At 67.8% G+C, this 24,342-nt stretch carries 24 protein-coding genes; 12 read left to right on the top strand and 12 right to left on the bottom strand.

Annotated features, from left to right (window positions below; translation table 11 throughout):
* Positions 1–13 precede the first annotated feature (13 nt).
* Positions 14–1,564, top strand: coding sequence for a SulP family inorganic anion transporter (locus U5A56_RS08760; protein WP_321802124.1), 1,551 nt, complete (start codon positions 14–16; stop codon positions 1,562–1,564).
* 79 nt (positions 1,565–1,643) lie between these two features.
* On the opposite strand, the gene U5A56_RS08765 is transcribed toward U5A56_RS08760, so the two are convergent.
* From U5A56_RS08765 to U5A56_RS08790, 6 genes are all read right to left on the bottom strand, one after another.
* Entirely contained in the window at positions 1,644–3,188 is a 1,545-nt protein-coding gene (locus U5A56_RS08765) for a 2-isopropylmalate synthase (RefSeq protein WP_044844671.1), read from the bottom strand.
* Between the two features lie 324 nt (positions 3,189–3,512).
* The gene (gene pssA, locus U5A56_RS08770) at positions 3,513–4,385 is read right to left on the bottom strand and encodes a CDP-diacylglycerol--serine O-phosphatidyltransferase (RefSeq protein ID WP_044844672.1); all 873 of its coding nucleotides are present in this window, start codon (positions 4,383–4,385) and stop codon (positions 3,513–3,515) included.
* Between the two features lie 15 nt (positions 4,386–4,400).
* On the bottom strand, positions 4,401–5,045 hold the full coding sequence (locus U5A56_RS08775; RefSeq protein ID WP_039370565.1) for a phosphatidylserine decarboxylase: 645 nt from the start codon (positions 5,043–5,045) through the stop codon (positions 4,401–4,403).
* A 127-nt stretch (positions 5,046–5,172) separates the two neighbouring features.
* Complete coding sequence (ilvC, locus tag U5A56_RS08780) at positions 5,173–6,189, bottom strand: ketol-acid reductoisomerase (protein ID WP_044844673.1); 1,017 nt, start codon at positions 6,187–6,189, stop codon at positions 5,173–5,175.
* A gap of 104 nt (positions 6,190–6,293) precedes the next feature.
* Complete coding sequence (ilvN, locus tag U5A56_RS08785) at positions 6,294–6,785, bottom strand: acetolactate synthase small subunit (RefSeq protein WP_034207977.1); 492 nt, start codon at positions 6,783–6,785, stop codon at positions 6,294–6,296.
* A 112-nt stretch (positions 6,786–6,897) separates the two neighbouring features.
* Positions 6,898–8,661, bottom strand: coding sequence for an acetolactate synthase 3 catalytic subunit (locus U5A56_RS08790; protein ID WP_044844674.1), 1,764 nt, complete (start codon positions 8,659–8,661; stop codon positions 6,898–6,900).
* A 352-nt stretch (positions 8,662–9,013) separates the two neighbouring features.
* Between U5A56_RS08790 and U5A56_RS08795 the strand changes: the two genes are divergently transcribed.
* From U5A56_RS08795 to U5A56_RS08845, 11 genes are all read left to right on the top strand, one after another.
* A complete protein-coding gene (locus U5A56_RS08795) occupies positions 9,014–9,577 on the top strand; it encodes an RNA polymerase sigma factor (protein WP_040144687.1) in 564 nt (187 codons plus the stop codon).
* Positions 9,574–9,999 carry a DUF3619 family protein gene (locus U5A56_RS08800; RefSeq protein ID WP_044844675.1) on the top strand — a complete coding sequence of 142 codons (426 nt, stop codon included), beginning with the start codon at positions 9,574–9,576 and terminating at the stop codon, positions 9,997–9,999. The genes U5A56_RS08795 and U5A56_RS08800 overlap by 4 nt, the downstream gene beginning before the upstream one ends.
* A 30-nt stretch (positions 10,000–10,029) precedes the next feature.
* A complete protein-coding gene (locus tag U5A56_RS08805) occupies positions 10,030–10,791 on the top strand; it encodes a DUF3106 domain-containing protein (RefSeq protein WP_321921890.1) in 762 nt (253 codons plus the stop codon).
* Between the two features lie 6 nt (positions 10,792–10,797).
* Positions 10,798–11,310, top strand: a complete 513-nt coding sequence (locus U5A56_RS08810; protein ID WP_321921892.1) for an RDD family protein — start codon at positions 10,798–10,800, stop codon at positions 11,308–11,310.
* Positions 11,311–11,570: 260 nt separating this feature from the next.
* Complete coding sequence (locus U5A56_RS08815; protein ID WP_044844678.1) at positions 11,571–12,509, top strand: UDP-2,3-diacylglucosamine diphosphatase; 939 nt, start codon at positions 11,571–11,573, stop codon at positions 12,507–12,509.
* Between the two features lie 30 nt (positions 12,510–12,539).
* Complete coding sequence (locus tag U5A56_RS08820) at positions 12,540–13,574, top strand: glycosyltransferase family 4 protein (RefSeq protein WP_044844679.1); 1,035 nt, start codon at positions 12,540–12,542, stop codon at positions 13,572–13,574.
* Positions 13,571–14,107 carry a diacylglycerol kinase gene (locus U5A56_RS08825; RefSeq protein WP_044844680.1) on the top strand — a complete coding sequence of 179 codons (537 nt, stop codon included), beginning with the start codon at positions 13,571–13,573 and terminating at the stop codon, positions 14,105–14,107. The genes U5A56_RS08820 and U5A56_RS08825 overlap by 4 nt, the downstream gene beginning before the upstream one ends.
* Positions 14,108–14,299: 192 nt before the next feature.
* Positions 14,300–15,055 (top strand): TetR/AcrR family transcriptional regulator, encoded by a 756-nt coding sequence (locus U5A56_RS08830; protein WP_044844681.1) that lies wholly within the window; start codon positions 14,300–14,302, stop codon positions 15,053–15,055.
* Positions 15,052–15,633 carry a TIGR00730 family Rossman fold protein gene (locus tag U5A56_RS08835; protein WP_321921895.1) on the top strand — a complete coding sequence of 194 codons (582 nt, stop codon included), beginning with the start codon at positions 15,052–15,054 and terminating at the stop codon, positions 15,631–15,633. The genes U5A56_RS08830 and U5A56_RS08835 overlap by 4 nt, the downstream gene beginning before the upstream one ends.
* 22 nt (positions 15,634–15,655) lie before the next feature.
* Positions 15,656–16,417 carry an SDR family oxidoreductase gene (locus tag U5A56_RS08840; RefSeq protein WP_124522480.1) on the top strand — a complete coding sequence of 254 codons (762 nt, stop codon included), beginning with the start codon at positions 15,656–15,658 and terminating at the stop codon, positions 16,415–16,417.
* 228 nt (positions 16,418–16,645) lie between these two features.
* Positions 16,646–18,541, top strand: a complete 1,896-nt coding sequence (locus tag U5A56_RS08845; protein WP_321921897.1) for a glycosyl transferase — start codon at positions 16,646–16,648, stop codon at positions 18,539–18,541.
* Between the two features lie 101 nt (positions 18,542–18,642).
* On the opposite strand, the gene U5A56_RS08850 is transcribed toward U5A56_RS08845, so the two are convergent.
* From U5A56_RS08850 to sugE, 6 genes are all read right to left on the bottom strand, one after another.
* Positions 18,643–19,260, bottom strand: a complete 618-nt coding sequence (locus tag U5A56_RS08850; protein ID WP_321921899.1) for a DUF924 family protein — start codon at positions 19,258–19,260, stop codon at positions 18,643–18,645.
* Positions 19,257–19,988, bottom strand: coding sequence for an alanyl-tRNA editing protein (locus U5A56_RS08855; protein ID WP_321807912.1), 732 nt, complete (start codon positions 19,986–19,988; stop codon positions 19,257–19,259). Before U5A56_RS08855 ends, U5A56_RS08850 begins: the two co-directional genes overlap by 4 nt.
* 104 nt (positions 19,989–20,092) lie before the next feature.
* A complete protein-coding gene (locus U5A56_RS08860; RefSeq protein ID WP_044844686.1) occupies positions 20,093–20,503 on the bottom strand; it encodes a group II truncated hemoglobin in 411 nt (136 codons plus the stop codon).
* Between the two features lie 42 nt (positions 20,504–20,545).
* A complete protein-coding gene (locus tag U5A56_RS08865; protein WP_321922181.1) occupies positions 20,546–23,050 on the bottom strand; it encodes an ABC transporter permease in 2,505 nt (834 codons plus the stop codon).
* A gap of 107 nt (positions 23,051–23,157) precedes the next feature.
* Positions 23,158–23,775 carry a DUF4126 domain-containing protein gene (locus U5A56_RS08870; protein WP_044844688.1) on the bottom strand — a complete coding sequence of 206 codons (618 nt, stop codon included), beginning with the start codon at positions 23,773–23,775 and terminating at the stop codon, positions 23,158–23,160.
* Positions 23,776–23,990: 215 nt separating this feature from the next.
* Positions 23,991–24,311, bottom strand: a complete 321-nt coding sequence (gene sugE, locus U5A56_RS08875) for a quaternary ammonium compound efflux SMR transporter SugE (protein ID WP_044844689.1) — start codon at positions 24,309–24,311, stop codon at positions 23,991–23,993.
* Between the last annotated feature and the right edge of the window lie 31 nt (positions 24,312–24,342).

Raw genomic sequence — 24,342 nt, forward strand, 5'->3', positions numbered from 1 at the left:
AATCACCCCAACCATGAAACTGAACGACCGCCTGTCCACCCTGCCGCGCGACATCGTCGCCGGCATCGTCGTGTTCCTCGTCGCGCTGCCGTTATGTCTCGGCATCGCCAATGCGTCCGGCGTCGAGCCGTTCGCCGGGCTCGTGTCCGGCATCGTCGGCGGGATCATCGTCGCGCTGTTGAGCGGCTCGTCACTGTCGGTCAGCGGGCCGGCCGCCGGCCTCGTCGTGATCGTCGTCGAAGGAATCGCGCAACTCGGCAGCTTTTCCGCGTTCCTGCTCGCGGTGCTGCTGTCCGGCGTGCTGCAGTTCGGCTTCGGCATGCTGCGCGCCGGCCGCTTCGCCGCGTACGTACCGTCGCCCGTCATCAAGGGCATGCTCGCGGCGATCGGCCTGCTGCTGGTCGTGAAGCAGATTCCGTTCGCATTCGGCATCGGCGGGCCGGCCGCGCAATCGTTTGCATCGTGGCCCGGCCTGCCGACCGCCTGGGCCGCAACGGCCATCGCGCTCGTCTCGCTCGCGCTGCTGGTCGCGTGGGACACGCCCGCGCTCAAGCGCTTCGGCTGGGTACGCGCGGTGCCTGCGCCGCTCGCGGTCGTCGTGTTCGGCATCGGTGCGACGCTGGTGCTCGGCGTCGTTGCACCGTCGGTCGCGCCGGGCGCCGCGCATCGCGTCACGCTGCCGGAGCTCGAATCGTTCGCGGCGCTCGCGGCATCGCTGAAGCATGCCGAGCTCGGCCCGAACTTCGCGCAACTCGTCAATCCGGACGTGTGGCGCGTCGCGATCACGCTCGCGGTCGTCGCGAGCCTCGAGACGCTGCTGAGCCTGGAGGCGGTCGAACAGATCGATCCGAAGCGCCGGCCGACCCAGCCGGACCGCGAACTCAAGGCCCAGGGCGTCGGCAATCTCGTCGCGGGCGCGGTCGGCGGGCTGCCGATCACGTCGGTGATCGTGCGCAGTTCGGTCAACGTGAACGCGGGTGCCCAAAGCCGGATGTCGGCGATCGTGCACGGGATCCTGCTGCTCGCCAGCGTGTTCGCGCTCACCGGGCTGATCAACCTGATCCCGCTCGCGAGCCTCGCGGCGATCCTGATCCACACCGGCTTCAAGCTCGCGAAACCGGCGCTGTTCCGCTCGGTGCTGAAGCAGGGCCCGGCCGCGTTCGTGCCGTTCGCCGCGACGATCGCGGGCGTGCTGGCGGTCGACCTGCTGTTCGGCATCGCGCTCGGCCTCGCCTGCAGCGTGCTGGCGGTCGCAGTGGCGAACCTGAAGAGCCCCGTCACGCTCGCGCAGCACGACGACCACTTCCTGCTGTCGTTCCGCAAGGACGTGTCGTTCCTCGGCAAGGTGCAGGTCAAGCATCACCTGCGGCACATTCCGGACCGCGCGGCCGTGATCATCGACGCGACGCGCGCCGACTACATCGACCACGACGTGCTCGAACTGCTCGACGCGTTCATCGCCGATGCGCCGCGGCGCGGGATCGCGGTCGAATTCCGCCGCCGCAGCCCGGCGCCCCGCCCGGCCGCTCGCCGCTGGTCGTTCCGCGCGCCGGCCGCCGAATGAGCGGCGCATGAAAAACGCCCCGCGCGGCGCGAGGCCGCACGGGGCGTTTCGTCTACTTCGGGCGCTCGACGCGCAGCGCTTACGCGCGCTGCGGGTTGACCTTGTCGTCCTTCGAATGCAGCTTGTTCAGCGCCGAGATGTACGCCTTCGCGGACGCGGCGACGATGTCCGGATCGGTGCCGACACCGTTGACGATCCGCCCGCTCTTCGACAGCCGGACCGTCACTTCGCCCTGCGCCTGCGTGCCGGTCGTGATCGCGTTCACCGAGTACAGCAGCAGTTCGGAACCGCTGCCGACTTCACCCTCGATCGCGTTGAACGTCGCGTCGACCGGCCCGTTGCCGCGTGCCTCGCCGGTCACTTCCTTGCCTTCGACCGCGAACACGATCTTCGCCTGCGGCTGCTCGCCCGTCTCCGAACGCTGCGACAGCGACACGAACTTGAAGTGCTCCTGCTCGTGCGCGAGCGCCGATTCTTCCGAGACGATCGCGATGATGTCTTCGTCGAAGATCTCGGCCTTGCGGTCGGCGAGGTCCTTGAAGCGCATGAACGCGGCGTTCAGTTCGGCTTCGCTGTCGAGCGACACGCCAAGCTCCTGCAGGCGCTGCTTGAACGCGTTGCGACCCGACAGCTTGCCGAGCACGATCTTGTTCGCGGTCCAGCCCACGTCTTCCGCGCGCATGATTTCGTAGGTGTCGCGCGCCTTCAGCACGCCGTCCTGGTGGATGCCCGACGCGTGCGCGAACGCGTTCGCGCCGACCACCGCCTTGTTCGGCTGCACGACGAAACCGGTGATCTGCGACACGAGCTTCGAGGTCGGCACGATCTGCGTCGTGTCGATGCCGACGTCGAGGCCGAAGTAGTCCTTGCGGGTCTTCACGGCCATCACGATTTCCTCGAGCGACGTGTTGCCCGCGCGCTCGCCGAGACCATTGATCGTGCACTCGACCTGGCGCGCGCCGCCGATCTTCACGCCGGCGAGCGAGTTCGCCACCGCCATCCCGAGATCGTTGTGGCAATGCACGGAGAAGATCGCCTTGTCCGAGTTCGGAATGCGTTCGCGCAGCGTCTTCACGAGGTTGCCGTAGAGCTCCGGCACGCCGTAGCCGACCGTGTCGGCGATGTTGATCGTCGTCGCCCCCTCGGCGATCACCGCTTCCAGCACGCGGCACAGGAAGTCGAGATCCGAACGGCTGCCGTCTTCCGGCGAGAATTCGACGTTGTCGGTGAACTTGCGCGCGAAGCGCACCGCGAGGCGCGCCTGCTCGAACACCTGGTCCGGCGTCATGCGCAGCTTCTTTTCCATGTGCAGCGGCGACGTCGCGATGAACGTGTGGATCCGCGAACTGTTGGCCGGCTTCAGCGCGTCGGCCGCACGCTGGATGTCCTTGTCGTTGGCGCGCGCCAGCGAGCAGATCGTGCTGTCCTTCACGAGACCGGCGATCGTGTGGATCGCGTCGAAGTCGCCGTTCGAGCTGGCCGCGAAACCGGCCTCGATCACGTCGACCTTCATCCGCTCGAGATGCTTCGCGATGCGGATTTTCTCTTCCTTCGTCATCGACGCGCCGGGCGATTGTTCACCGTCACGCAACGTCGTATCGAAAATGATCAGCTTGTCTGTCATGGGGGGCTCCAGGGCTCTTTATACGGGAATCGAACGTAATGAGATCGCGCCACCGCTGGCGACGCTCAACAACAGACGAGGCTTGACGGAGGGCGAGAACGGTCAGCGCGGCAGGCGCGCCAAAGCTAGCGCGCGTAGCGGCGCACCGGCTAGAAGGAGGGAGAGGCGGGGAAATGCAGTCATGCCAAAGACTATAGCGACATTCCGCCGGGTGCGCAATCGGACGGCACCCGGGATACCGGGCTCCGACGCACGAAAAAGGGGCAAATGAAAACGGCGACCCGGAATCATCTCCGAGGCCGCCGTTTCCGGACAGGTTGCGCGTCAGTGGTCGCGTTGCGACGAGCGTGCGGGATTCGCCCGCCCGCGCACGGCCATGTAGGCCCAGAACACGTAGCCGGACAGCCCGTACAGCACGAACAGGCAGAACAGCATCAGCGGCGGATCGGACGACACGAGCACGAACGCGACGACGACCAGCAGGATCGCCGCGAACGGCACGCGGTGCCGCACGTCGAGCGCCTTGCCGCTGTAGAACGGCGCGTTCGACACCATCGTCACGCCCGCATAGATCGTCAGTGCGAACGCGACCCACGGCAGCCAGCCGAGCTTCATCGGCACGCGGTTGTCGGTCGCGAGCCAGACAAAGCCGGCGATCAGCGCGGCGGCGGCCGGGCTCGGCAGCCCCTGGAAGAAGCGCTTGTCGACGCTGCCGATGTTCGTGTTGAAGCGCGCGAGACGCAGCGCGGCGCCCGAGCAATAGACGAACGCGGCAAGCCAGCCCCAGCGGCCGAGATCCTTCAGCACCCACTCGTACATCACGAGCGCGGGCGCGACGCCGAACGACACCATGTCCGACAGGCTGTCGAACTGTTCGCCGAACGCGCTTTGCGTATGCGTCATGCGCGCGACGCGCCCGTCCATCCCGTCGAGCACCATCGCGACGAAGATCGCGATCGCGGCGATCTCGAAGCGCACGTTCATCGCCTGCACGACCGCGAAGAAGCCGCAGAACAGCGCGGCGGTCGTGAATGCGTTCGGCAGCAGATAGATGCCACGTGTCTTCAGGAACCGCTGGCGCGCGGCGCGGCGGCTCTCGAGCGGCGCGGGATCGGGCGCCATTCCCTTGTTGCGGCGGAACGGACGTGGCGTCTGGCCGGAGCCGTTACGCGGCCGACGCGGTTTGAATGCGGCCATCGTGCGCCCCGCCGCTTACTGTTCGAGCTCGGCGAGGATCGTCGACGACGCGTAGACCTTCTCGCCGATCGACACCTTCGCGCGGCTGCCGAGCGGCAGATACACGTCGACGCGCGAACCGAAGCGGATGAAACCGTAGCGCTGGCCGCGCGACAGCGGCTCGCCGGCGCGCACGTAGCAGAGGATCCGGCGGGCGACGAGGCCGGCGATCTGCACGGCGGTGACGGTCTTGCCGCTCGCCGTCTGGATCACGACCGCATTGCGCTCGTTCTCGGTCGACGCCTTGTCGATCGCCGCGTTCAGGAACGCGCCCGGGAAGTACTCGACCTTGGAGATCGCGCCGTCGACCGGCGAACGCTGCGAATGGACGTTGAAGACATTCATGAACACGCTGATCTTCAGCGCTTCGCGGTTCGCGTACGGATCCTGCGTGGTCTCGACCGCGACGATGCGGCCGTCGGCCGGGCACAGCACCGCATTCGGCTGCGCCGGGATCGGGCGCTGCGGATCGCGGAAGAACTGGACGACGAAGACGAGCAGCAGCCAGAACGGCCACGCGAAGCCGAAGCCCCCGACGGCGTGGATCAACAACGCGATGACGGCTGCAATCGCGATGAACGGCCAGCCTTCGCGCGCGATGATCGGATGAGGATAGTTCATGGGTTCGTTCGGTGTTCGGTGAATTGCAAAGCCCGTAGGATAGCAAAAGCCGCCCGGGGCACTGCTGCCTTCGGACGGCTTTTTGAAACCGACCCTCCACTCGAAGGGCCGGAGCAGCACGCGGTGCTTAGTTCTTCGTCTGGTCGACGAGCTTGTTCTTCGCGATCCACGGCATCATCGCGCGCAGCTTCGCACCGACCTGCTCGATCTGGTGCTCGGCCGTCAGGCGGCGGCGCGACTGCAGCGTCGGGGCGCCTGCCTTGTTCTCGAGGATGAAGCTCTTGGCGTACTCGCCCGTCTGGATGTCGGTCAGGCACTGCTTCATCGCCTTCTTCGTCTCTTCCGTGACGACGCGCGGGCCCGTCACGTACTCGCCGTACTCGGCGTTGTTCGAGATCGAGTAGTTCATGTTCGCGATGCCGCCTTCGTAGATCAGGTCGACGATCAGCTTCAGTTCGTGCAGGCACTCGAAGTACGCCATTTCCGGCGCGTAGCCGGCTTCGACCAGCGTCTCGAAACCTGCCTTGATCAGCTCGACGGTACCGCCGCACAGCACGGCCTGCTCGCCGAACAGGTCGGTTTCGGTCTCTTCACGGAAGTTCGTCTCGATGATGCCGGCACGGCCGCCGCCGTTCGCTGCCGCGTACGACAGCGCGATGTCGCGTGCCGCGCCCGACTTGTTCTGCGCAACCGCGATCAGGTGCGGCACGCCGCCACCTTGCGAGTACGTGCCGCGCACGGTGTGGCCCGGCGCCTTCGGCGCGATCATGATCACGTCGAGGTCGGCGCGCGGGATCACCTGGCCGTAGTGGACGTTGAAGCCGTGCGCGAATGCCAGTGCGGCGCCCTGCTTGATGTTCGCGTGCACTTCCTTCGCGTACACGTCGGCGATCTGCTCGTCCGGCAGCAGCATCATGACGACGTCCGCGCCCTTCACCGCTTCCGCGACTTCCTTGACCGCGAGGCCTGCGTTTTCAGCCTTGCTCCACGACGCGCCGTCCTTGCGAAGGCCGACCGTCACGTTCACGCCGCTGTCCTTCAGGTTCAGTGCGTGTGCATGGCCTTGCGAGCCGTAGCCGATGATCGTGACTTGCTTGCCCTTGATGAGGGAGAGGTCAGCGTCTTTGTCGTAGAAAACGTTCATGATGGTTCCTTCGCTAATTCAAAAATTCAACAATTCGTTCAGATGGAGTACTGCGGGCCGGGACATGACGGCGCACCCGGCGTGCCTCTTTGGCAATTTCGGCATCACACCTTCAGGATGCGCTCGCCGCGTCCGATGCCGGAGCTGCCGGTACGCACGGTCTCTAGGATCGCGGTGGCGTCCAGCCCCTGGATGAATGCGTCGAGCTTGTCGCTCGCGCCCGTCAATTCGATCGTGTAGGTCTTTTCGGTCACGTCGATGATGCGGCCGCGGAAAATGTCCGACATCCGCTTCATTTCTTCGCGCTCCTTGCCCACTGCACGTACCTTGATCAGCATCAGCTCGCGTTCGATGTGTGCACCGTCGGTCAGGTCCACCACTTTCACCACCTCGATCAGGCGGTTCAGATGCTTCGTGATCTGTTCGATCACGTCGTCGGAGCCAATGGAAACAATGGTGAGCCGCGACAGCGATTGGTCTTCGGTCGGCGCCACCGTCAAGGTTTCGATGTTGTAGCCGCGTGCGGAAAACAGACCGACCACGCGCGACAGCGCGCCCGGTTCGTTTTCCAGCAGGACGGAAATGATGTGTCTCATGTTCGCTTCTTCCAGAATGTGTCCGTGTCGATTCACTCGCGCCGCGCGCCGCCCGGTGCCGCACCGCCCTTCGTGAAGGCGGCCGCTCCCGGCCTGGACGCGCGTCGCGCCGTTACAGATCTTCCGATCCGAGCAGCATCTCGGTGATGCCCTTGCCGGCCTGTACCATCGGCCAGACGTTTTCGGTCGGATCGGTCTGGAAGTCGAGAAACACGGTGCGGTCCTTCAGGCGCAGCGCTTCCTTCAGCGCCGGCTCCACATCCGAGGTCTTTTCGATCCGCATGCCGACATGGCCGTACGCTTCGGCGAGCTTCACGAAATCGGGCAGCGCATCCATGTACGAATGCGAATAGCGCTTGCTGTATTCGATCTGCTGCCACTGGCGGACCATGCCGAGATAGCGGTTGTTCAGCGAAATGATCTTCACGGGCGTGTCGTACTGCAGGCAGGTCGACAGTTCCTGGATGCACATCTGGATCGAGCCTTCGCCCGTGATGCACAGCACGTCGTCGTCCGGATGCGCCATCTTGACGCCCATCGCTGCCGGCAGGCCGAAGCCCATCGTGCCGAGGCCGCCGGAGTTGATCCAGCGACGCGGCTTGTTGAAACGGTAGAACTGCGCAGCCCACATCTGGTGCTGGCCGACGTCCGAGCACACGAACGCGTTGCCGTCCGTCAGCTCCCACGCCTTCTCGACCACGTACTGCGGCTTGATGATCTCGCTGTCGCGGTCGAACTTCAGGCAGTCCTTCGCGCGCCAGCTTTCGATGTCCTTCCACCATTGCGCGAGCGCGTCGGTGTCGGGGCCATGCTCGGCCGTCTGCAGCTGCTCGATCAGTTCCTTCAGCACTTCCTTCACGTCGCCGACGATCGGGATGTCGACCTTCACGCGCTTCGAGATCGACGACGGGTCGATGTCGATGTGGATGATCTTGCGCGGACGCGACGCGAAGTGCGCCGGGTCGCCGATCACGCGGTCGTCGAAGCGCGCGCCGATCGCGATCAGCACGTCACAGTGCTGCATCGCCATGTTCGCTTCGTAGGTGCCGTGCATGCCGAGCATGCCGAGGAATTTCTTGTCCGACGCGCGATAGCCGCCGAGGCCCATCAGCGTGTTCGTGACCGGGTAGCCGAGCAGGTCGGCGAACTGGTTCAGTTCGCGTGCCGCATCGGCGAGGATGATGCCGCCGCCCGTGTAGATATAGGGACGCTTCGCCGACAGCAGCAGCGACACGGCCTTGCGGATCTGACCCGAATGGCCCTTCGTGACGGGGTTGTACGAACGCAGCGACACGCTCTTGACCGGCTCGTACTGGCACGGCGTCTTCGAGATGTCCTTCGGGATGTCGATCAGCACCGGGCCCGGACGGCCGGTGCGGGCGATGTAGAACGCCTTCTTGACGGTTTCCGCGAGGTCGCGCACGTCCTTCACGAGGAAGTTGTGCTTCACGCACGGACGCGTGATACCGACCGTATCGCATTCCTGGAACGCGTCCTGGCCGATCGCGGCAGTCGGCACCTGGCCGCTGATCACGACCATCGGGATCGAATCCATGTAGGCCGTCGCGATGCCGGTCACCGCATTGGTGACACCGGGGCCGGACGTCACGAGACAGACGCCGACATTGCCGGTGGAACGCGCATACGCATCGGCTGCGTGCACGGCCGCCTGTTCGTGGCGCACCAGCACGTGCTGAATCTTGTCCTGCTTGTAAAGCTCGTCGTAGATGTAGAGTACCGAGCCGCCGGGGTAGCCCCAGATGAATTCGACGTTCTCGTCGGCCAGTGCCTTCATGAGCACGGTGGCGCCGATGGAGTCGCTATCGGGAGGGGAAAGGGGTTCCGACGTGGAGAATTCCGCGCTGGGCATGTTCATTTTGACCTTTCGAATTTTCGGCAAAAAATTGATCGGGTGCTCTCTGCCGGGCTTGTGGCTCGGGTTCAAGCGGCGCGTCCAGTTTGAAGGGCGGGCTTCTTGGGCCAGCCTCAAATGAGACCATCACTTCATGTTGCGAATCGCTGACGATAGCTGGTCATGATTGGGTCGTCAAGCAAAATATCCCGCAGCGCATCATGGGCCCCGCCCGGCGCGCCGCGGACGCGGCTCGCAAGCAACGGAGCGAGCCGCAACCGGTGCCAAGTCGCGCGAAAATTTGTTAGCATCCGCGGGTTTTACGAAATTTTTCGACCTTTCACACGCCGCAGTCCGCAGCGCATACCTTTACGGAATGGCATCAGACAAGGAACTCGCCGACTTTCTGGCGGGCGTCGAAAGGCGCGCGTTCAAGCAGGCTGCGTACGCCGTGCGTGACGACGATGCGTCGCTCGACATCGTGCAGGACGCGATGATCAAGCTGGCGGAGAAATACGGCGACCGGCCGGCGGCCGAACTGCCGCTGCTGTTCCAGCGGATCCTGCAGAACGCGATCCACGACTGGTTCCGCCGGCAGAAGGTCCGCAACACCTGGGTCACGCTGTTCTCGTCGCTCAACAATACGGACGACGAGGACTTCGATCCGCTGGAAACGCTCGAGTCCGCGGACGACAATGCAGGTGTCGAAAGCACCGAGCACCGCCTCGAGCGGGAGCAGGTTCTGGCCCTGATCGACGAAGAAATCCAGAAACTTCCGACGCGTCAACGGGAAGCGTTCCTGATGCGTTATTGGGAAGATATGGATGTCGCCGAGACTGCTGCCGCAATGGGGTGCTCCGAAGGCAGCGTCAAGACGCACTGCTCGCGAGCCACCCATGCCCTGGCGCAAGCGCTCAAGGCCAAAGGAATCACGCTATGAGCTCCGCTCCCGTAAATCGAGAACACGAATTCGCGCTGAAGGTCCGCCGCGCACTGGACGAACGTGCCGCGGCGCTGCCTGCCGCGACCACCGATCGTCTGGCCGTCGCGCGCCGGGCCGCGCTCGCGCGCAAGAAGCCGGAAGCCGCCACCGCGCCGGTGTTCGTGCCCGCCTTCGCCGGTGCCGCCGCCGCATACGGCACGCCGCCCGCGAGCCGTCCGCAGACGTCGTTTGCGCGCCGCCTGCTGCGCGCGTGGCCGCTCGCGCTGCTGCTCGCGGGGCTCGTCGGCATCGCGTACTGGGAAGACATGCAGCGCACCGCCGAACTCGCCGACATCGACGCGGCGATGCTCAGCGACGACCTGCCGCTCAACGCGTATCTCGATCACGGGTTCAACGCGTATCTTTCGCACACACGCTAACAAACAGACAATAACGAGGGGATCGCACGGGTGAGTCAGAAACGCGGCCTGGCCGTATTTTTCGGATGCGTGATCGCGATCGCCATTTCCTACGTCGCCACCTATTCCCGATTCAACCCGCCCCCCGCGACGGTCTCCGCCGCGGCCAGCAGCGCGCCCGCGCCGACCTCGGCCGCAGCCGGCCTGACCACCGAACTCGCCCCGCTGCCCCTGCCGCTGCCGGCCGCCAACGGCCCGCTCTCGTGGGCGCGCCTGACGCCCGCGCAACGCGAGGCACTCGCGCCGTTCGCCGATCAGTGGGATGGCTTCAGCGACGCGCGCAAGCGCAAATGGCTGAAGATCGCGTCCCGTTTCGCGAAATTGACGCCCGATGAGCAGAAGCACCTGCAGGACAGGATGTCCGAGTGGGCGCGGATGACGCCCGAGCAGCGCCGCGTCGCGCGCGAGAATTACCAGAGCGCGAAGGAGCTTTCCGCGCAGGCGCGCGAGCGCGCATGGAAGGCCTACCAGCAACTGCCCGAAGAACAGAAGCAGCGCCTCGCCGCGACCGAGCGCCGGCGCCGGCCGAGCGTCGTCAGTGCACCGCCGACCGTCGCCGACCGCGACGTGCGCCGTCTCGTCAATTCGCACGAACATCCGGCGAGCAACCCTGTTGCGGCACCGGCGCCCGCATCGGCCGGCGCCGGCGCGCCGCCGGTGACCGCATCGGCCACGTCCGGCACCGCGCCCGCACCCGCGACCGTCACGCCCGTGTCGCCGGCCGACGCGCCGTCGATGTTCAAGGGCTCCTGACCCGCCGTGGCAAGCGCCCCCGCACCCGAGGCCCCGGCCGTCGCCGCCGCGCCGTCCGTGCGGCGGCGCCTCGCGGCGATGCTGTACGAAGCCGTGCTGCTGTTCGGCGTCGTATTCTTCGCCGCCCTCGCCTTCAGCCTCGCGACGCAGCAGCGCAACGGCCTCGTCCATCACAACCTGCTCGCCGCGTGGATCGCACTCGTCGTCGGCGCGTACTTCGTCTGGTTCTGGACCCATGGCGGCCAGACGCTGCCGATGAAGACCTGGCGGCTGCGGCTCGAATCGTCGAGCGGCCGGCCGCTGAACGCCGGCCACGCGCTCGTCCGCTACGCGCTCGGCTGGCTGTGGTTCCTGCCGCCGCTCGCACTGCATCCGCTCCTCGGCCTGTCGGTGCCCGTCACGCTCGCGCTCGCCGCCGCGTGGATCATCGTATGGGCCGGCGCCGCCCGCCTGCATAGCGATCGCCAGTTTCCGCACGACCGCATCGCCCGCACGCGCGTCGTCGCGATTCCGCGCTGACCCGCGCGGTTCGCGTGATCGCGGGACGGCTTCGTGCATTCGTGCTTCCGTCAGACAAAACCCCTCGAAACCGCCCACACGCCCGCCCCGCGCGGCTTGCACGGGAACCGCAGGCCGGTCGGTTCGGCAGGTTACGCAACACCGCCACATTCACTGCTAAACACGCCGCGACGACAGTAATAAGAACGTCTCGTGACTGTCACGGCATGGTCACGCCCGCATGGCGCAATGCCGGTAATGTCAACCGGCGCGAGTCATGCATGGGCCAGAAAACGTCCGCGACCTCCCTGTTCCGTCAACCCCTCGGCGCCCGCGCCGTCACCGCCTTCCTGTCCGGCTCGGCCGCAACCGATGCCCTTTCGCCGCACGAACCGGCGGCCGCACACGTCACGCAGCGCGACGACCCCGAGCCGTCCACGCATCGCTACCGCACGATCTGGCTGTCCGACATCCATCTCGGCTCGAGCGGCTGCCAGGCGCCGTACCTGCTCGATTTCCTGCGCCACAACGATTCGGAATACCTGTACCTCGTCGGCGACATCATCGACGGCTGGCAGCTGAAGAAAGGCTGGTACTGGCCGCAGGCGCACAACGACGTCGTGCAGAAGGTGCTGCGCAAGGCGCGCAAGGGCACGCAGGTCGTCTACATCCCGGGCAACCACGACGAAGGCGCGCGGCAGTTCTGCGACCTCGCGTTCGGCGACATCCAGGTGCGCGGCGAGGCGTTCCACACGACGCTCGCCGGCAAACGTTTGTGGATCGTGCACGGCGACCTGTTCGACGGCGTGATCCAGCACGCGAAATGGCTCGCGTATCTCGGCGACACGCTCTACACGCTGATCCTCGTGCTGAACCGCTGGTTCAACCGGATCCGCAGCCGGCTGGGCTTCCAGTACTGGTCGCTGTCGCAGTACCTGAAGCATCAGGTGAAGAACGCGGTGAACTTCATCTCGCAGTTCGAGACCGTGATGACCGACGAGGCGCGCCGCCGCGGCTGCGACGGCGTCGTGTGCGGGCACATCCACAAGGCGGAGATCCGCGACATCGACGGCGTGCTGTACTGCAACGACGGCGACTGGGTCGAGAGCCTGTCCGCGCTCGTCGAGACGATGGAAGGCGAACTGAAGGTCGTCTACTGGACGGCGATGCGCACCGCGCCGTCCGCTGCCCCGTCGCGCAAGGCCAAGGCCACTGCCTGACACAACTCCACTTACAGGACACATGCCGCGATGAAGATCATGATCGTCACCGACGCGTGGGAACCGCAGGTCAACGGCGTCGTGCGCACGCTGAAGAGCACCACCCGTGAACTCACCGCGCTCGGCCACCGGGTCGAAATGCTGACGCCGCTGGAATTCCGCACGGTGCCCTGCCCGACCTATCCCGAGATCCGCCTGTCGATCCTGCCGTACCGCAAGCTGCGCGCGCGGATCGATGCGTTCGCCCCCGACGCGCTGCACATCGCGACCGAAGGCCCGCTCGGCCTCGCCGCGCGACGCTATGCACGCGCGCGCAAGCTGCCGTACACGACCGCGTATCACACGCGCTTTCCGGAATACGTGCAGGCGCGCTTCGGGATTCCGCTGTCGGCGACCTACAAGTTCCTGCACTGGTTCCACGGGCCGTCGCTCGCGGTGATGGCGCCGACCCCGGTCGTGAAGCAGGACCTCGAGAAGTTCGGCTTCACGAACGTCGTGCTGTGGACGCGCGGCGTCGATCTCGACATCTTCCGGCCGATGGAGTCGAAGGTGCTCAACACCGCCCGGCCGATCTTCCTGTACGTGGGCCGCGTCGCGATCGAGAAGAACGTCGAGGCGTTCCTGCGCCTCGACCTGCCCGGCTCGAAGTGGGTCGCGGGCGAAGGTCCGGCGCTCGCCGAGCTGAAGTCGCGCTACCCGGAAGCGAACTATCTTGGCGTACTGTCGCAAGCCGAGCTCGCCAAGGTGTATGCTGCGGCCGACGTGTTCGTGTTCCCGAGTCGCACCGACACGTTCGGCCTCGTGCTGCTGGAAGCGCTCGCGTGCGGCACGCCGGTCGCCGCCTACCCCGTCACGGGCCCGATCGACGTGCTCGGCGGGGGCGCTGCCGGCGCGATGCACGAAGACCTGCAGGAAGCCTGCCTGGAGGCGCTGAAGATCGAACGCGAGACGGCCCGCGCGTGGGCCGAACGCTTCTCGTGGCGCGCGGCGTCCGAGCAGTTCGCGTCGCATCTGAAGCCGCTGCCGAAGACTGCGTACTCGCCCGCCGAAGGTGCCGCCGTTTGAAACGAGACCTGAACGACAAGACCCCGTCCCCTGCCATCACGGCGCCACTGCATCGTCCGTTCGACGAAGAAGAGCCGCACGCCGACGCGGACGTGCACCCGCACGAACCGCTCGGCCCCGACGATCGCCTGGCGCCGCTGCCGCCGAACCCGTACAAGCGCCACCGCGGCATCACGCGCGCGTGGTACGCGCTCAAGCATTCGCTGAACGGGTTTCGCGTCGCGATCCGCGAGGAGAGCGCGTTTCGCCAGGAGCTCACGCTCGCCGCGCTGATGCTGCCGATCGGTGCGTTCTCACCGGTCCCCGCCGCATCGCGCGCGCTGCTGATCGCGTCGGTGCTGCTCGTGCTGATCGTCGAGCTGCTGAACTCGAGCGTCGAGGCCGCGATCGACCGCATCTCGCTCGAGCGCCACGAATTGTCGAAGCGCGCGAAGGACCTCGGCAGCGCGGCGGTCACGGTCGCGCTGTTCGCGTGCGTGACGACGTGGGGCTTCGTGCTCGGGCCGGTGATCGCCCGCTGGCTCGGCTTCTAGCAACCCCCGCGCCGCCGCCCGCGTGCGGCGGCGCACCATGCGCGGAACGCATCGCGATCACGAAATGCGCCCGATGCAAGGAAACCGCGGTTTATAATCGTCCGCCAGACTTAGAACAGCAACCCGCGCCGGACGAATCCCGCAGCATCGATTGCAGCGCCCGCCAGTCCGGCACACACAGGGCCGGACGACATGGAAGCGAAACCTCCCCGCCGCACCCGCGAACGGATTCTCGAGTTGTCGTTGAAACTCTTCAACGAGATCGGCGAGCCGAACGTCACGACCACGACGATCGCCGAGGAAATGGAAATCAGTCCAGGCAACCTGTACTACCATTTCCGCAACAAGGACGACATCATCAACAGCATCTTCGCGCAGTTCGAGCAGCAGATCGAACGGCGGCTGCGCTTCCCCGAAGATCACCGTCCGACGATCGACGAAACCTGGTCGTACCTGCAGTACATGGCCGATTTCATGTGGACCTACCGGTTCCTGTATCGCGACCTCAACGACCTGCTCGCGCGCAACCGCACGCTCGAGACGCACTTCAAGCAGATCATCAGCCACAAGGTGCGCTTCGCGCACGAGATGTGCGAACTGCTCGTGTCGGACGCCGAAATGGTCGCGACGCCCGCCGAGATCGAAGTCATCGCCACCAACATGGCGGTGATCTCGACGTACTGGCTGTCGTATCAGTACGTGATGCATCCGCGCAAGTACAACGACCAGGACGCGATCCGCGAAGAGCTGCACCAGGTGAGCATGCACGTGATCTCGATCATGGCCCCGTACCTGCGCGGCCGTTCGCGCCAGCTGTTCGACGATCTCGTCTCCGGCAAGCTGCCCAAGCGGCAGTTCACCGACTACCTGCCGCCTCGCGACGGTTCGCCGCGCCCCGCGGGCAGCCCGGTCGCCGCCAAGCCCGCCGCGAAGGATACGAAACAATGAAGGCAGTCTGTGTTTACTGCGGCTCGTCGTCCGGCGTGCGGCCCGTCTATGCGGACGCTGCGCGCGCATTCGGCCGTGCGCTCGTCGATGCGGGCCTCGCGCTCGTCTACGGCGGCGGCCGCGTCGGTTTGATGGGCGTGATCGCCGACGAAGTGATGGCGGCCGGCGGCCGTGCGGTCGGCGTGATCCCCGAGTTGCTCGTCGACAAGGAAGTGGGCCATACGGGGCTGTCCGAGCTGCACGTCGTACCCGACATGCACCACCGCAAGAAGATGATGGCCGACCTGTCCGACGCGTTCGTCGCGATGCCCGGCGGCGCCGGCACGCTCGAGGAATTATTCGAGGTCTATACGTGGGCGCAACTCGGTTATCACCGCAAGCCCGTCGCGCTGTACAACATCGATTCGTTCTACGATCCGTTGATCGCGCTGCTGCGCCATACGGTCGACGAAGGCTTCATGCGCCCGGCCTACTTCGACGCACTGTGCATCGACGCCGAACCGGTCGCGCTGATCGAACAGCTGCGCCGCTACCAGCCGCTCGCCCAGGACAAATGGGCAACCGACGCGGCCAAGTAACGTTCATCAGGAGCCGCACGCGATGCCCGCACCGTCCGAGCGCAAGGCCGTCCTCATCACCGGCGCGAGCCGCGGCATCGGCCGCGCGACCGCCGTGCTCGCGGCCGGGCGCGGCTGGGACGTCGGCATCAACTACGCGCGCGACGCGGCGGCAGCCGAACTGACCGCGCAAGCCGTTCGCGACGCCGGCGCCCGCGCCTGCGTCGTCGCCGGCGACGTCGCGAACGAAGCGGACGTCATCGCGATGTTCGATACGGTCGCGACCGCGTTCGGTCGCCTCGACGCGCTCGTCAACAATGCGGGGATCGTCGCGCCGTCGCTGCCGCTCGCCGACATGCCGGTCGAACGGCTGCGGCGGATGTTCGACACCAACGTGCTCGGCGCCTACCTGTGCGCGCGCGAAGCCGCGCGCCGGCTGTCCACCGATCGCGGCGGGCGCGGCGGCGCGATCGTCAACGTGTCGTCGATCGCGTCCCGGCTCGGCTCGCCGAACGAGTACGTCGACTACGCGGGCTCGAAGGGTGCGGTCGATTCGCTGACGATCGGCCTCGCGAAGGAACTCGGCCCGCACGGCGTACGCGTCAACGCGGTGCGCCCCGGCCTGATCGAGACGGAAATCCACGCGAGCGGCGGCCAGCCGGGCCGCGCGGCACGCCTCGGCGCGCAGACGCCGCTCGGCCGCGCCGGCGAAGCGCAGGAGATCGCGGAAGCGATCGTCTGGCTGCTCGGCGACGCGGCGTCTTACACGACGGGCGCCCTGCTCGACGTCGGCGGCGGCCGGTAATCCCGCCCCAAAAGGCGGAAAAACGGCCGACCGCGGCCGACCGTGGTCACGACACCACAAATCTCCACAATATCGCGGCTGTTTCAGTAAACATCCGTAACGGTTCCGTGTTCTACTAGCGCCAAGCCAAAAACGGCCGGTCATCCGGCTGTCATTTCGCCTCGATGCGACCCTTATTGGTCCCGGCCCATGTCGCCGGACCGGCTTGACCCGACCGAGATCTTTTCCATGCCAGGAACCGCAGCGCCCGGCCGGCGACGCACGGCCGTGCCCGCTTCGGCCGCGCACGCACGCTCAGCCGCCGATCCCAACCTCAGCGCGACACTCGATGGCGCCGGCACGCCTGCCGTGGCCGGCGCCACCGCGCCTAACGCCACCCGCGATCGCGTCCTCCGGCTCGGCTGGCGCGTCTGGCTGCTGGTTGCCGCGCTGGTGTGCGCGTATACGCTGCCGGGCGTGCTCGGCCACGATCCGTGGAAGCAGGACGAAACCTATACGTTCGGCATCATCCAGCACATGCTCGAGACGGGCGACTTCGTCGTGCCGACCAGCGCCGGCCAGCCGTTCATGGAAAAGCCGCCGCTCTACGCATGGGTCGCGACGAGCCTCGCGTGGCTGCTGCAGCGGGTGATGCCGCTGCACGACGCGGCACGGCTCGCGAGCGCGCTGTTCGCGGCGCTCGCGTTCGGCTTCATCGCTCGCGCGGCCCGCAGTGCCAGCCGGGCCGACAGCTGGCTCGACCTGCGCGTGATCGGCCCCGTCGTGCTGAGCGCGGGCACGCTCGTCGTCATCAAGCACGTGCACGACATGATGACGGACGTCGCGCTGTTCGCCGGCACCGCAATGGGCTTCTGCGGCCTGCTCGAGCTCGTGATGCGGCACGTCGCGCAGGCGCGGCAGATGCGGCACGGGCTGCCGGTGCGGCCGTCCGGCCGCTGGGCCGCGCCGCTCTTCGGCGCGGGTGTCGGCATCGCGCTGATGGCGAAGGGGCTGTTCGTGCCGCTCGTGTTCGCGGCCACGCTCACGGGCGCGCTGGTGCTCTACCCCGCCTGCCGTACGCGCGCGTTCGCACGCTCGCTCGGCGTCGCCGCGCTGGTGTTCGCACCGTTCGCGCTCATCTGGCCGACCGCGCTGTTCCTGCGTTCCGAGACGCTGTTCATGACTTGGTTCTGGGACAACAACGTCGGCCGCTTCTTCGGTTTCTCGGTGCCGGAACTCGGCGCGGAAAACGACAAGCCGTTCTTCATCCTGCGTGCGTTCCTGCTGCTCGGCTTCCCGGTCGCGCCGCTCGCGATCGTCGCGCTGGCGCGCGGCGCATGGCGCGACTGGCGCACGCCGCGCATCGCGCTGCCCGTGCTGTTCGCCGGGATCGGCCTCGCGGTGCTGCAAGTGTCCGCGACCTCGCGCCAGCTCTACATCCTGCCGTTCTTCGCGCCGCTCGCGCTGGTCGCCGCGCAGGCGATCGACCGCCTGCCGCGCGGGCTGCATCTCGCATGGGACTACCTGAGCCGCCTGCTGTTCGGCACCGTCGTCGCGCTCGCGTGGATGATCTGGGCGGTCATGGCCGATCCCGGTGCATCGCGTGCGAACCTCGCGGTGCTCGGCCGCTGGCTGCCGCTCGACTGGACCATGCCGATCGTGCCCGGGCTCGTGATCGGTGCGCTCGCGCTGACGGTCGGCTGGCTGTCGCTGCTGCCGAAGCTGCGCACGACCGGCCTGTGGCGCGGCGCGCTGTCGTGGGGCGCAGGCGCGCTGGTCGCGTGGGGTCTCGTTTATACGCTGCTGCTGCCGTGGCTCGACGTCGCGAAGAGCTACCGATCGGTGTTCGACGACCTGAACGCGCATCTCGCGCTCGAGTGGAGCGACGGCGACTGCATGGCGAGCCTGCACGGGCTCGGCGAATCGGAAGCGCCGATGATGTACTACTTCTCCGGTATCCAGCACACGCCGATCGACGACGCGAAGACGACGCGCTGCACGTGGATGATCGTCCAGGGCGTGCGGGCCGTCGATCCGGCACCGGGCAGCGAATGGAAACTGTTCTGGACCGGCGCCCGCCCGGGCGACGACGAGGAGCTGCTGCGCGTCTACGTGCGCACGCCCGAAGCGCACGAAACGAAGTAATGCAAGGCGGCGCCGCGAAACGGCGCCGTCGTCATTTCCGCAAAACCAGGCAAGCGGCGCGCGAGCGCGGCTTCATGCCCGCCATCCCGCCACCCTGCCCGTCAAAACGACGAGCCGGGCTCGCGCAGGAATGCCGCCTCCGCATCGGTCGATGCACGGCCGAGAATCGCGTTCCGGTGCGGAAAACGGCCGAAACGCCCGATCACGGCCGCATGACGCAACGCGAAGTCGTGATAGCTCGCACACCCGGCCTCGCCGCGAATGCCAGCGCACAGGCGCACGGCCTCGCGCTGGCTCGCGTCCGACTCGTCATGTTCGAACGGCAGGTACGCAAACGCGCGGTGATGGCCGCTCGGCAACTGCGCGTCCCACCCGGCCGCGACGACGCGCCGCGCGAGCGCCAGCGCTCTCTGATCGGCGGCGAACGCGCGCGGCGTGCCGCGATGAATGTTGCGCGAGAACTGGTCGAGGACCACGATCAGCGCGAGTGCGCCGAGCGGCGTGTCGGCCCAGTGATCGCACGCGCCGTCGCACGCGGCGTCGAGCAACGCACCGTAGCGCGTACGAAGCACGTCGTCGAACGCCGCGCCGCCGTTGAACCACACCTTGCGCGCGTGGCCGAACGCCGCCGAATCCGGTTCGCCGAACCAGAAATCGAGAATCTCGCGCGCTTGCGGATCGAGCGCCGCGGCGCTGTCCGTCAGGTTGTCGATCGTCATGCAAACTCCAGCACGAGGCGCCGTGTCCGCGCACTCTTCTTTTCAAGTCTGGCGACCCGCAGGTCGCCGATTTCCGACGTATTGCGCACATGCGTGCCGCCGCACGGCTGCAGATCGACACCTTCGATGCGCAGCAGCCGCACGCGGCCCAGCCCCAGCGGCGGCTTCACGCTCATCGTGCGCACGAGTTCGGGGCGCTCGGCCATCTCCGCGTCGGTGATCCATTCGGTCGTGACCGCATGCGCGCCGTGGACCAGTTCCGCGAGACGGCGCTCGACGTCGACGCGGTCGATCGTGTCCGACGTCGCGAAATCGAGCCGCACGTAGTCGGCCGTCACGCTGCAGCCGTCGACCGGGTAAGGCAGCACCGCGCACATCAGGTGCGCGGCCGTATGCAGCCGCATGTGCCGGTAGCGGCGCAGCCAGTCGATGTCCGCGACCACGCGCGCGCCGGGTGCGAGCGCCGCGACGCGCGCTTCCTGGCCCGCCTCGGGCACGTGCACGGCATCGTCGGGGGTTGCGCCTTCGAACTTCGCCTTGCGCGTGTCGACGATCGCGATCGTGCTGCCGTCGGGCAGCGTCAGCGTGCCGCTGTCGCCGGCCTGCCCGCCGCCGAGCGGATAGAACACGGTGCGGTCGAGTCGGATGCCGTCTTCGCCGACGGCCGCGACGACGGCCTCGCACTGCGTCAGATAGGCATCGTCGCGAAACAGGGCCTGGGTCATCATCGGGCGAACCTCGTATCGATGGGGAAACGACCAGTGTCGCGCCGCACCGCGCCGGCCGCCCAGACGCAGTTCGCCCGGCGTCCGGACAGCAGCGTACCGGTCGATCAACCGGGCCGGTTGCGCATCCAGTCGGCCGTGTCGTAGAACGAATGCATGAGCCGTTCGCGCAGCGGCTCGGGCAACCCGACGTCCTCCATCGCCCACGCCATGCAGCGCAGCCACTGATCGCGCTCGACCGACGCGATCGGGAACGGCAGGTGCCGGGCGCGCAGCCGCGGATGGCCGAACCGGCTGATGTAGTGATCGGGGCCGCCGAGCCAGCCGCACAGGAACCAGAACAGCTTGTCGCGCGAGCCGTCGAGCGACGCCGGATGCAGCGCGCGAATCTCCGCGAACTCGGGCTCGAGGTCCATCAGGTCGTAAAAACGGTCCACCATCTCGCGCACGCGGGCTTCGCCGCCCACGAGCTCGAACGCCGTCGGCTGCGACGGCGCTTCATCATTCACATCGGTCATACGGATAATCGGAAACGGGATAGTCGGGGCCGCCGGCGACGCTCAGGCGTCGCGCAGCGACTGCAGCGCCGGGCGCCGCAACACATTATGCAGGCTCAGCCAGCCGGCCGCACCGGCGCACGCGACGCCGGCCGCGATGCCGGCCGGCACGAGCCACGGATCGACGGCGAGCCGGAACTCGAACACGCGCGACGCGAGCACCCAGCCGACCGCGATCGCCCCCGCCGCAGCCAGTGCGCCGGCCAGCGCGCCGACGACGATGAATTCCGCGCGCTGCACCGCATTGACCTGCGCGCGCGACGCGCCGAGCGCGCGCAGCAGCGCGGCCTCGCGCACGCGCTCGTCGCGCGAGCCGGCCAGCGCCGTGTACAGCACCAGCACGCCCGCCGCGAGCGTGAACGCAAACAGGAACTGCACCGCGCCGACGACCTGCAGCATCATCCGTTGCAGCTGCGCGAGGATCGGCGCGATGTCGATCGCGGTCAGGTTCGGGTAGCGCGCGATCAGCGGATCGAGCAGCGCCGCCTGCTCGGCCGGCAGGTGGAAGCTCGTCAGGTAGACGGCCGGGAAATCCTTCAGCACCGGCGGCGGCATCAGCACGAAGAAGTTGACGCGGAACGTGCCCCAGTCGAGCTTGCGCACGCTGGTGATCGGCGCATCGACCGTCAGCCCCGTCACGTCGAAGCGCAGCGTGTCGCCCGGCTTCACGTTCAGCGTCTGCGCCAGCCCGGCCTCGATCGAGATCTGCGGGCTGGCCGAATTGCCGAACCAGTCGCCTGCGACGATCCGGTTGTCGGGCGGCAGCTCGGTCGTATACGACAGGTTGAACTCGCGGTCGACGAGCCGGCGCGCCTCGTCGGACGGATACGCGTCCGGGTTCACCGGCTTGCCGTTGATCGCGACGAGCCGGCCGCGCACCGTCGGCGCGGGCACCGCATCGCGCACGCCGTGCGCGGCGAGCCACGCCGCGACGTCGTCGCGCTGGTCGGGCTGGATGTCGATCAGGAACTGGTTCGGTGCATCGGGCGGCATCGACTGCCGCCAGCCGGCGACGAGATCGTTGCGCGTGATCGCGATCAGCAGCAGGCACATCAGGCCCAGCGCGAGCGCGGTGATCTGCAGCGCGCTCGCCGTGCCGCGCCGGTGCAGCGACGCGAGCGCATAGCGCCAGCCGATGCCCGCCGCCACGCGCGCATCGCGCACCGCGCGCGCCGCCGCGTACAGCACGAGCCGCGCGATCAGCGAGAAACCGACCAGGGCGCCGGCGAACCCGCCCGTGACGATCAGCCCGAGCTTCAGGTTGCCCGCCGCGACGATCAGCAGCCCCGCGAACAGCACGACACCGAGCGCATACGCGGCCCACGCGGTGCGCGACGCGTCGCCCCAGTCGCGCCGCAGCACGCGCACCGGCGGCACGCGCGTGAGCGGCGCGAGCGGCGGCAACGCGAAGCCGAGCAGCAGCACGAGCGCGGTGCCGATACCGACGAGCGCGGGCCAAAGCGTCGGCGGCGGCAGCGCGACGTCGATCAGGCCGCCGAGCGCCGCCAGGAGCGCCCAGTGGCCGCCGTAGCCGAGCGCCGCGCCGGCGACGCCCGAGACGACGCCGAGGCCGGCGAATTCGAGCGCGAACAGCGCGCCGAGCGTGCGCCGGCTCACGCCGAGGCAGCGCATCGTCGCGCAGCCGTCCAGATGGCGCCGCATGTAGCGCTGCGCGGCCATCGCGATCGCGACCGCCGCGAGCAATGCGGTCAGGAGCGCGACGAGCGTCAGGAAATGGCGCGCGCGATCGAGCGTCTGGCGCACTTGCGGCTGGCCTTCCTGCAGCGATTCGAGACCGACGCCGCGCAGCTTGCCGCCGTCGACGCGCCCGTGCGCATAGGCCTCGAAGCGCGCGACGGCCGCCGGGTCGCCGGCGACCAGCAGCCGGTACGTGACGCGGCTGCCGTAGCCGGTGAGCCCGGTCGCGGCGAGCTCGTCCGCGCGCATCATCAGCCGCGGCGAGAAATTGACGAACGAGAAGCCGCGATCGAGTTCGCGGGAGATCGACGCGGCGACCGTGAACGTGCGCAACCCGACACGCACGGTATCCCCCGCCTTCAGATGCAAAGCATCGAGCAGCGCGGGATCGGCCCACACGGTGCCGGGCGCGGGAATCGCGGCCGCCTTGTGCGCGGCGGCGGCGCCCGCCGGCACGATCTCGACCGCGCCGCGCAGCGGATAGCCGGGCGACACGGCCTTCACGGCCGCGAGGCGCGCGGGCGCCGCGTCGCTCGCCTGCCCGCCGGCGGCCGACGCGATCATGCTCGGGAAGATCGCGGTCGTCGCGGTGCGCAGGCCGAGTGCGCGCGCCTCGCGATCGAACGACGGATCGACGGGATGGTCGGCACGCACGACGAAATCGGCGCCGAGCATCTGGCGCGCGTCGCGCTCGAGCCCCTGGCGCAACCGGTCGGCGAGGAAACCGACGCTCGTCAGCGCGGCGACCGCGAGCACCAGCGCGAGCACCAGCAGCGTCAGTTCGCCGGCACGCCAGTCGCGTGCGGTCATCCGTGCGGCCTGGCGGATCAGGTCGTGCCAGCCGAAGCGGCCGGCATGGCCGGGCCGCCCGGCCGGCGAAGGGTCAGGATGCTGCCGCTCGGCGGTTGATGGCGCCTTCAATCGCGCTTGCCCCCGATCGAGTTGAGCCGCGACACCATGTGGTTCGCCATCCCGCGGAAGCCGCCCGACACGCCGCGCCACAGACGCGGCAGCGCCCAGGCCGACGCCGCGATGAACGCCGCGAGCAGCACGAGGAATGCGAGCGGAACGAAGAACGCGAGTGCGAGGCCGCCGAACACGAGGCCGTCTTCGGTGGACGATGCGACCCAGTTCGAGATCGGCTCGGGAGACAGGTTGATCAGCGCGCGCGTGCCGGCCTTCGCGACGTGCGCGGCACCGGCGAGCGTGCCGCCGGCCAGCCCGGCGACCGCAAGCACGGTCGGGTCGGCATGGCCGAGCGCACCGGCGGCCAGCACCGCGCCGGCCGGAATGCGGATGAAGGTGTGGACCGCGTCCCACAGCGAGTCGAACGCGGGAATCTTGTCGGCAAGGAATTCGGTGACGGCGAGCACGGCGGCGGCGCCGATGACCCACGGCGACGTCAGCACCGCCAGCGTGTCGGGCAAATGGAGCCAGCCGACCCGCGCGAGCACGCCGGCGATCAGCACCGTCAGGTAAAGGCGCAGCCCGCTCGCCCACGCGAGCCCCGCGCCGAGCGAAATGGCTTCGATCATGGCCCTCTCCTTGCACTTTCCGTGCGCTTTGCCGATTGATCGGATCGAGTCGGTATGACCGGCCGCGCGGCGCGTGGCAACCGGTGCCGCCTGCCGGGAACAGCGCAGCGGCATTCAGGCCCGAATGCGTTCCATTATAGACAGGCTGGCAGGCGGGCCGCCGCAATTCCGCAGTGCGTCACGGCCGGGCGCGGGCGCCGGCCGGCGCGGCGGCGTCACGCAGCCGACGACAGCTTCAGGCCGATCAGCCCGAGCACGATCAGCGACGCGCTCGCGACGCGGGCGGCGGTGAGCGCCTCGCCCATCATCACGATCCCGAACACGAACGCGCCGACCGCGCCGATGCCCGTCCATACCGCGTACGCGGTGCCGAGCGGCAACTGGCGCATCGCGACCGCGAGCAGCCCGAAGCTGGCGAGCGCCGCCACGATCGTCACCACCGACGGTCCGAGCTTCGTGAAACCCTCGGACGATTTCATGCCGGCCGCCCAGGCCACTTCCAGCAAACCGGCGATCAACAACCATACCCACGCCATCTCGACGTACTCCGGATCGGATGGGGCCGTC

The sequence above is a fragment of the Burkholderia sp. BCC1998 genome (genome assembly GCF_905339875.1).
Classification (GTDB): domain Bacteria; phylum Pseudomonadota; class Gammaproteobacteria; order Burkholderiales; family Burkholderiaceae; genus Burkholderia.

Coding starts and splice junctions, on each gene's coding strand:
- U5A56_RS08760 (WP_321802124.1), top strand. CDS start 14: ATGAAACTGAACGACCGCCTGTCCACCCTGCCGCGCGACATCGTCGCC.
- U5A56_RS08765 (WP_044844671.1), bottom strand. CDS start 3,188: ATGACAGACAAGCTGATCATTTTCGATACGACGTTGCGTGACGGTGAA.
- pssA (WP_044844672.1), bottom strand. CDS start 4,385: ATGGCCGCATTCAAACCGCGTCGGCCGCGTAACGGCTCCGGCCAGACG.
- U5A56_RS08775 (WP_039370565.1), bottom strand. CDS start 5,045: ATGAACTATCCTCATCCGATCATCGCGCGCGAAGGCTGGCCGTTCATC.
- ilvC (WP_044844673.1), bottom strand. CDS start 6,189: ATGAACGTTTTCTACGACAAAGACGCTGACCTCTCCCTCATCAAGGGC.
- ilvN (WP_034207977.1), bottom strand. CDS start 6,785: ATGAGACACATCATTTCCGTCCTGCTGGAAAACGAACCGGGCGCGCTG.
- U5A56_RS08790 (WP_044844674.1), bottom strand. CDS start 8,661: ATGAACATGCCCAGCGCGGAATTCTCCACGTCGGAACCCCTTTCCCCT.
- U5A56_RS08795 (WP_040144687.1), top strand. CDS start 9,014: ATGGCATCAGACAAGGAACTCGCCGACTTTCTGGCGGGCGTCGAAAGG.
- U5A56_RS08800 (WP_044844675.1), top strand. CDS start 9,574: ATGAGCTCCGCTCCCGTAAATCGAGAACACGAATTCGCGCTGAAGGTC.
- U5A56_RS08815 (WP_044844678.1), top strand. CDS start 11,571: ATGGGCCAGAAAACGTCCGCGACCTCCCTGTTCCGTCAACCCCTCGGC.
- U5A56_RS08820 (WP_044844679.1), top strand. CDS start 12,540: ATGAAGATCATGATCGTCACCGACGCGTGGGAACCGCAGGTCAACGGC.
- U5A56_RS08830 (WP_044844681.1), top strand. CDS start 14,300: ATGGAAGCGAAACCTCCCCGCCGCACCCGCGAACGGATTCTCGAGTTG.
- U5A56_RS08835 (WP_321921895.1), top strand. CDS start 15,052: ATGAAGGCAGTCTGTGTTTACTGCGGCTCGTCGTCCGGCGTGCGGCCC.
- U5A56_RS08840 (WP_124522480.1), top strand. CDS start 15,656: ATGCCCGCACCGTCCGAGCGCAAGGCCGTCCTCATCACCGGCGCGAGC.
- U5A56_RS08845 (WP_321921897.1), top strand. CDS start 16,646: ATGCCAGGAACCGCAGCGCCCGGCCGGCGACGCACGGCCGTGCCCGCT.
- U5A56_RS08850 (WP_321921899.1), bottom strand. CDS start 19,260: ATGACGATCGACAACCTGACGGACAGCGCCGCGGCGCTCGATCCGCAA.
- U5A56_RS08855 (WP_321807912.1), bottom strand. CDS start 19,988: ATGATGACCCAGGCCCTGTTTCGCGACGATGCCTATCTGACGCAGTGC.
- U5A56_RS08860 (WP_044844686.1), bottom strand. CDS start 20,503: ATGACCGATGTGAATGATGAAGCGCCGTCGCAGCCGACGGCGTTCGAG.
- U5A56_RS08865 (WP_321922181.1), bottom strand. CDS start 23,050: ATGACCGCACGCGACTGGCGTGCCGGCGAACTGACGCTGCTGGTGCTC.
- U5A56_RS08870 (WP_044844688.1), bottom strand. CDS start 23,775: ATGATCGAAGCCATTTCGCTCGGCGCGGGGCTCGCGTGGGCGAGCGGG.
- sugE (WP_044844689.1), bottom strand. CDS start 24,311: ATGGCGTGGGTATGGTTGTTGATCGCCGGTTTGCTGGAAGTGGCCTGG.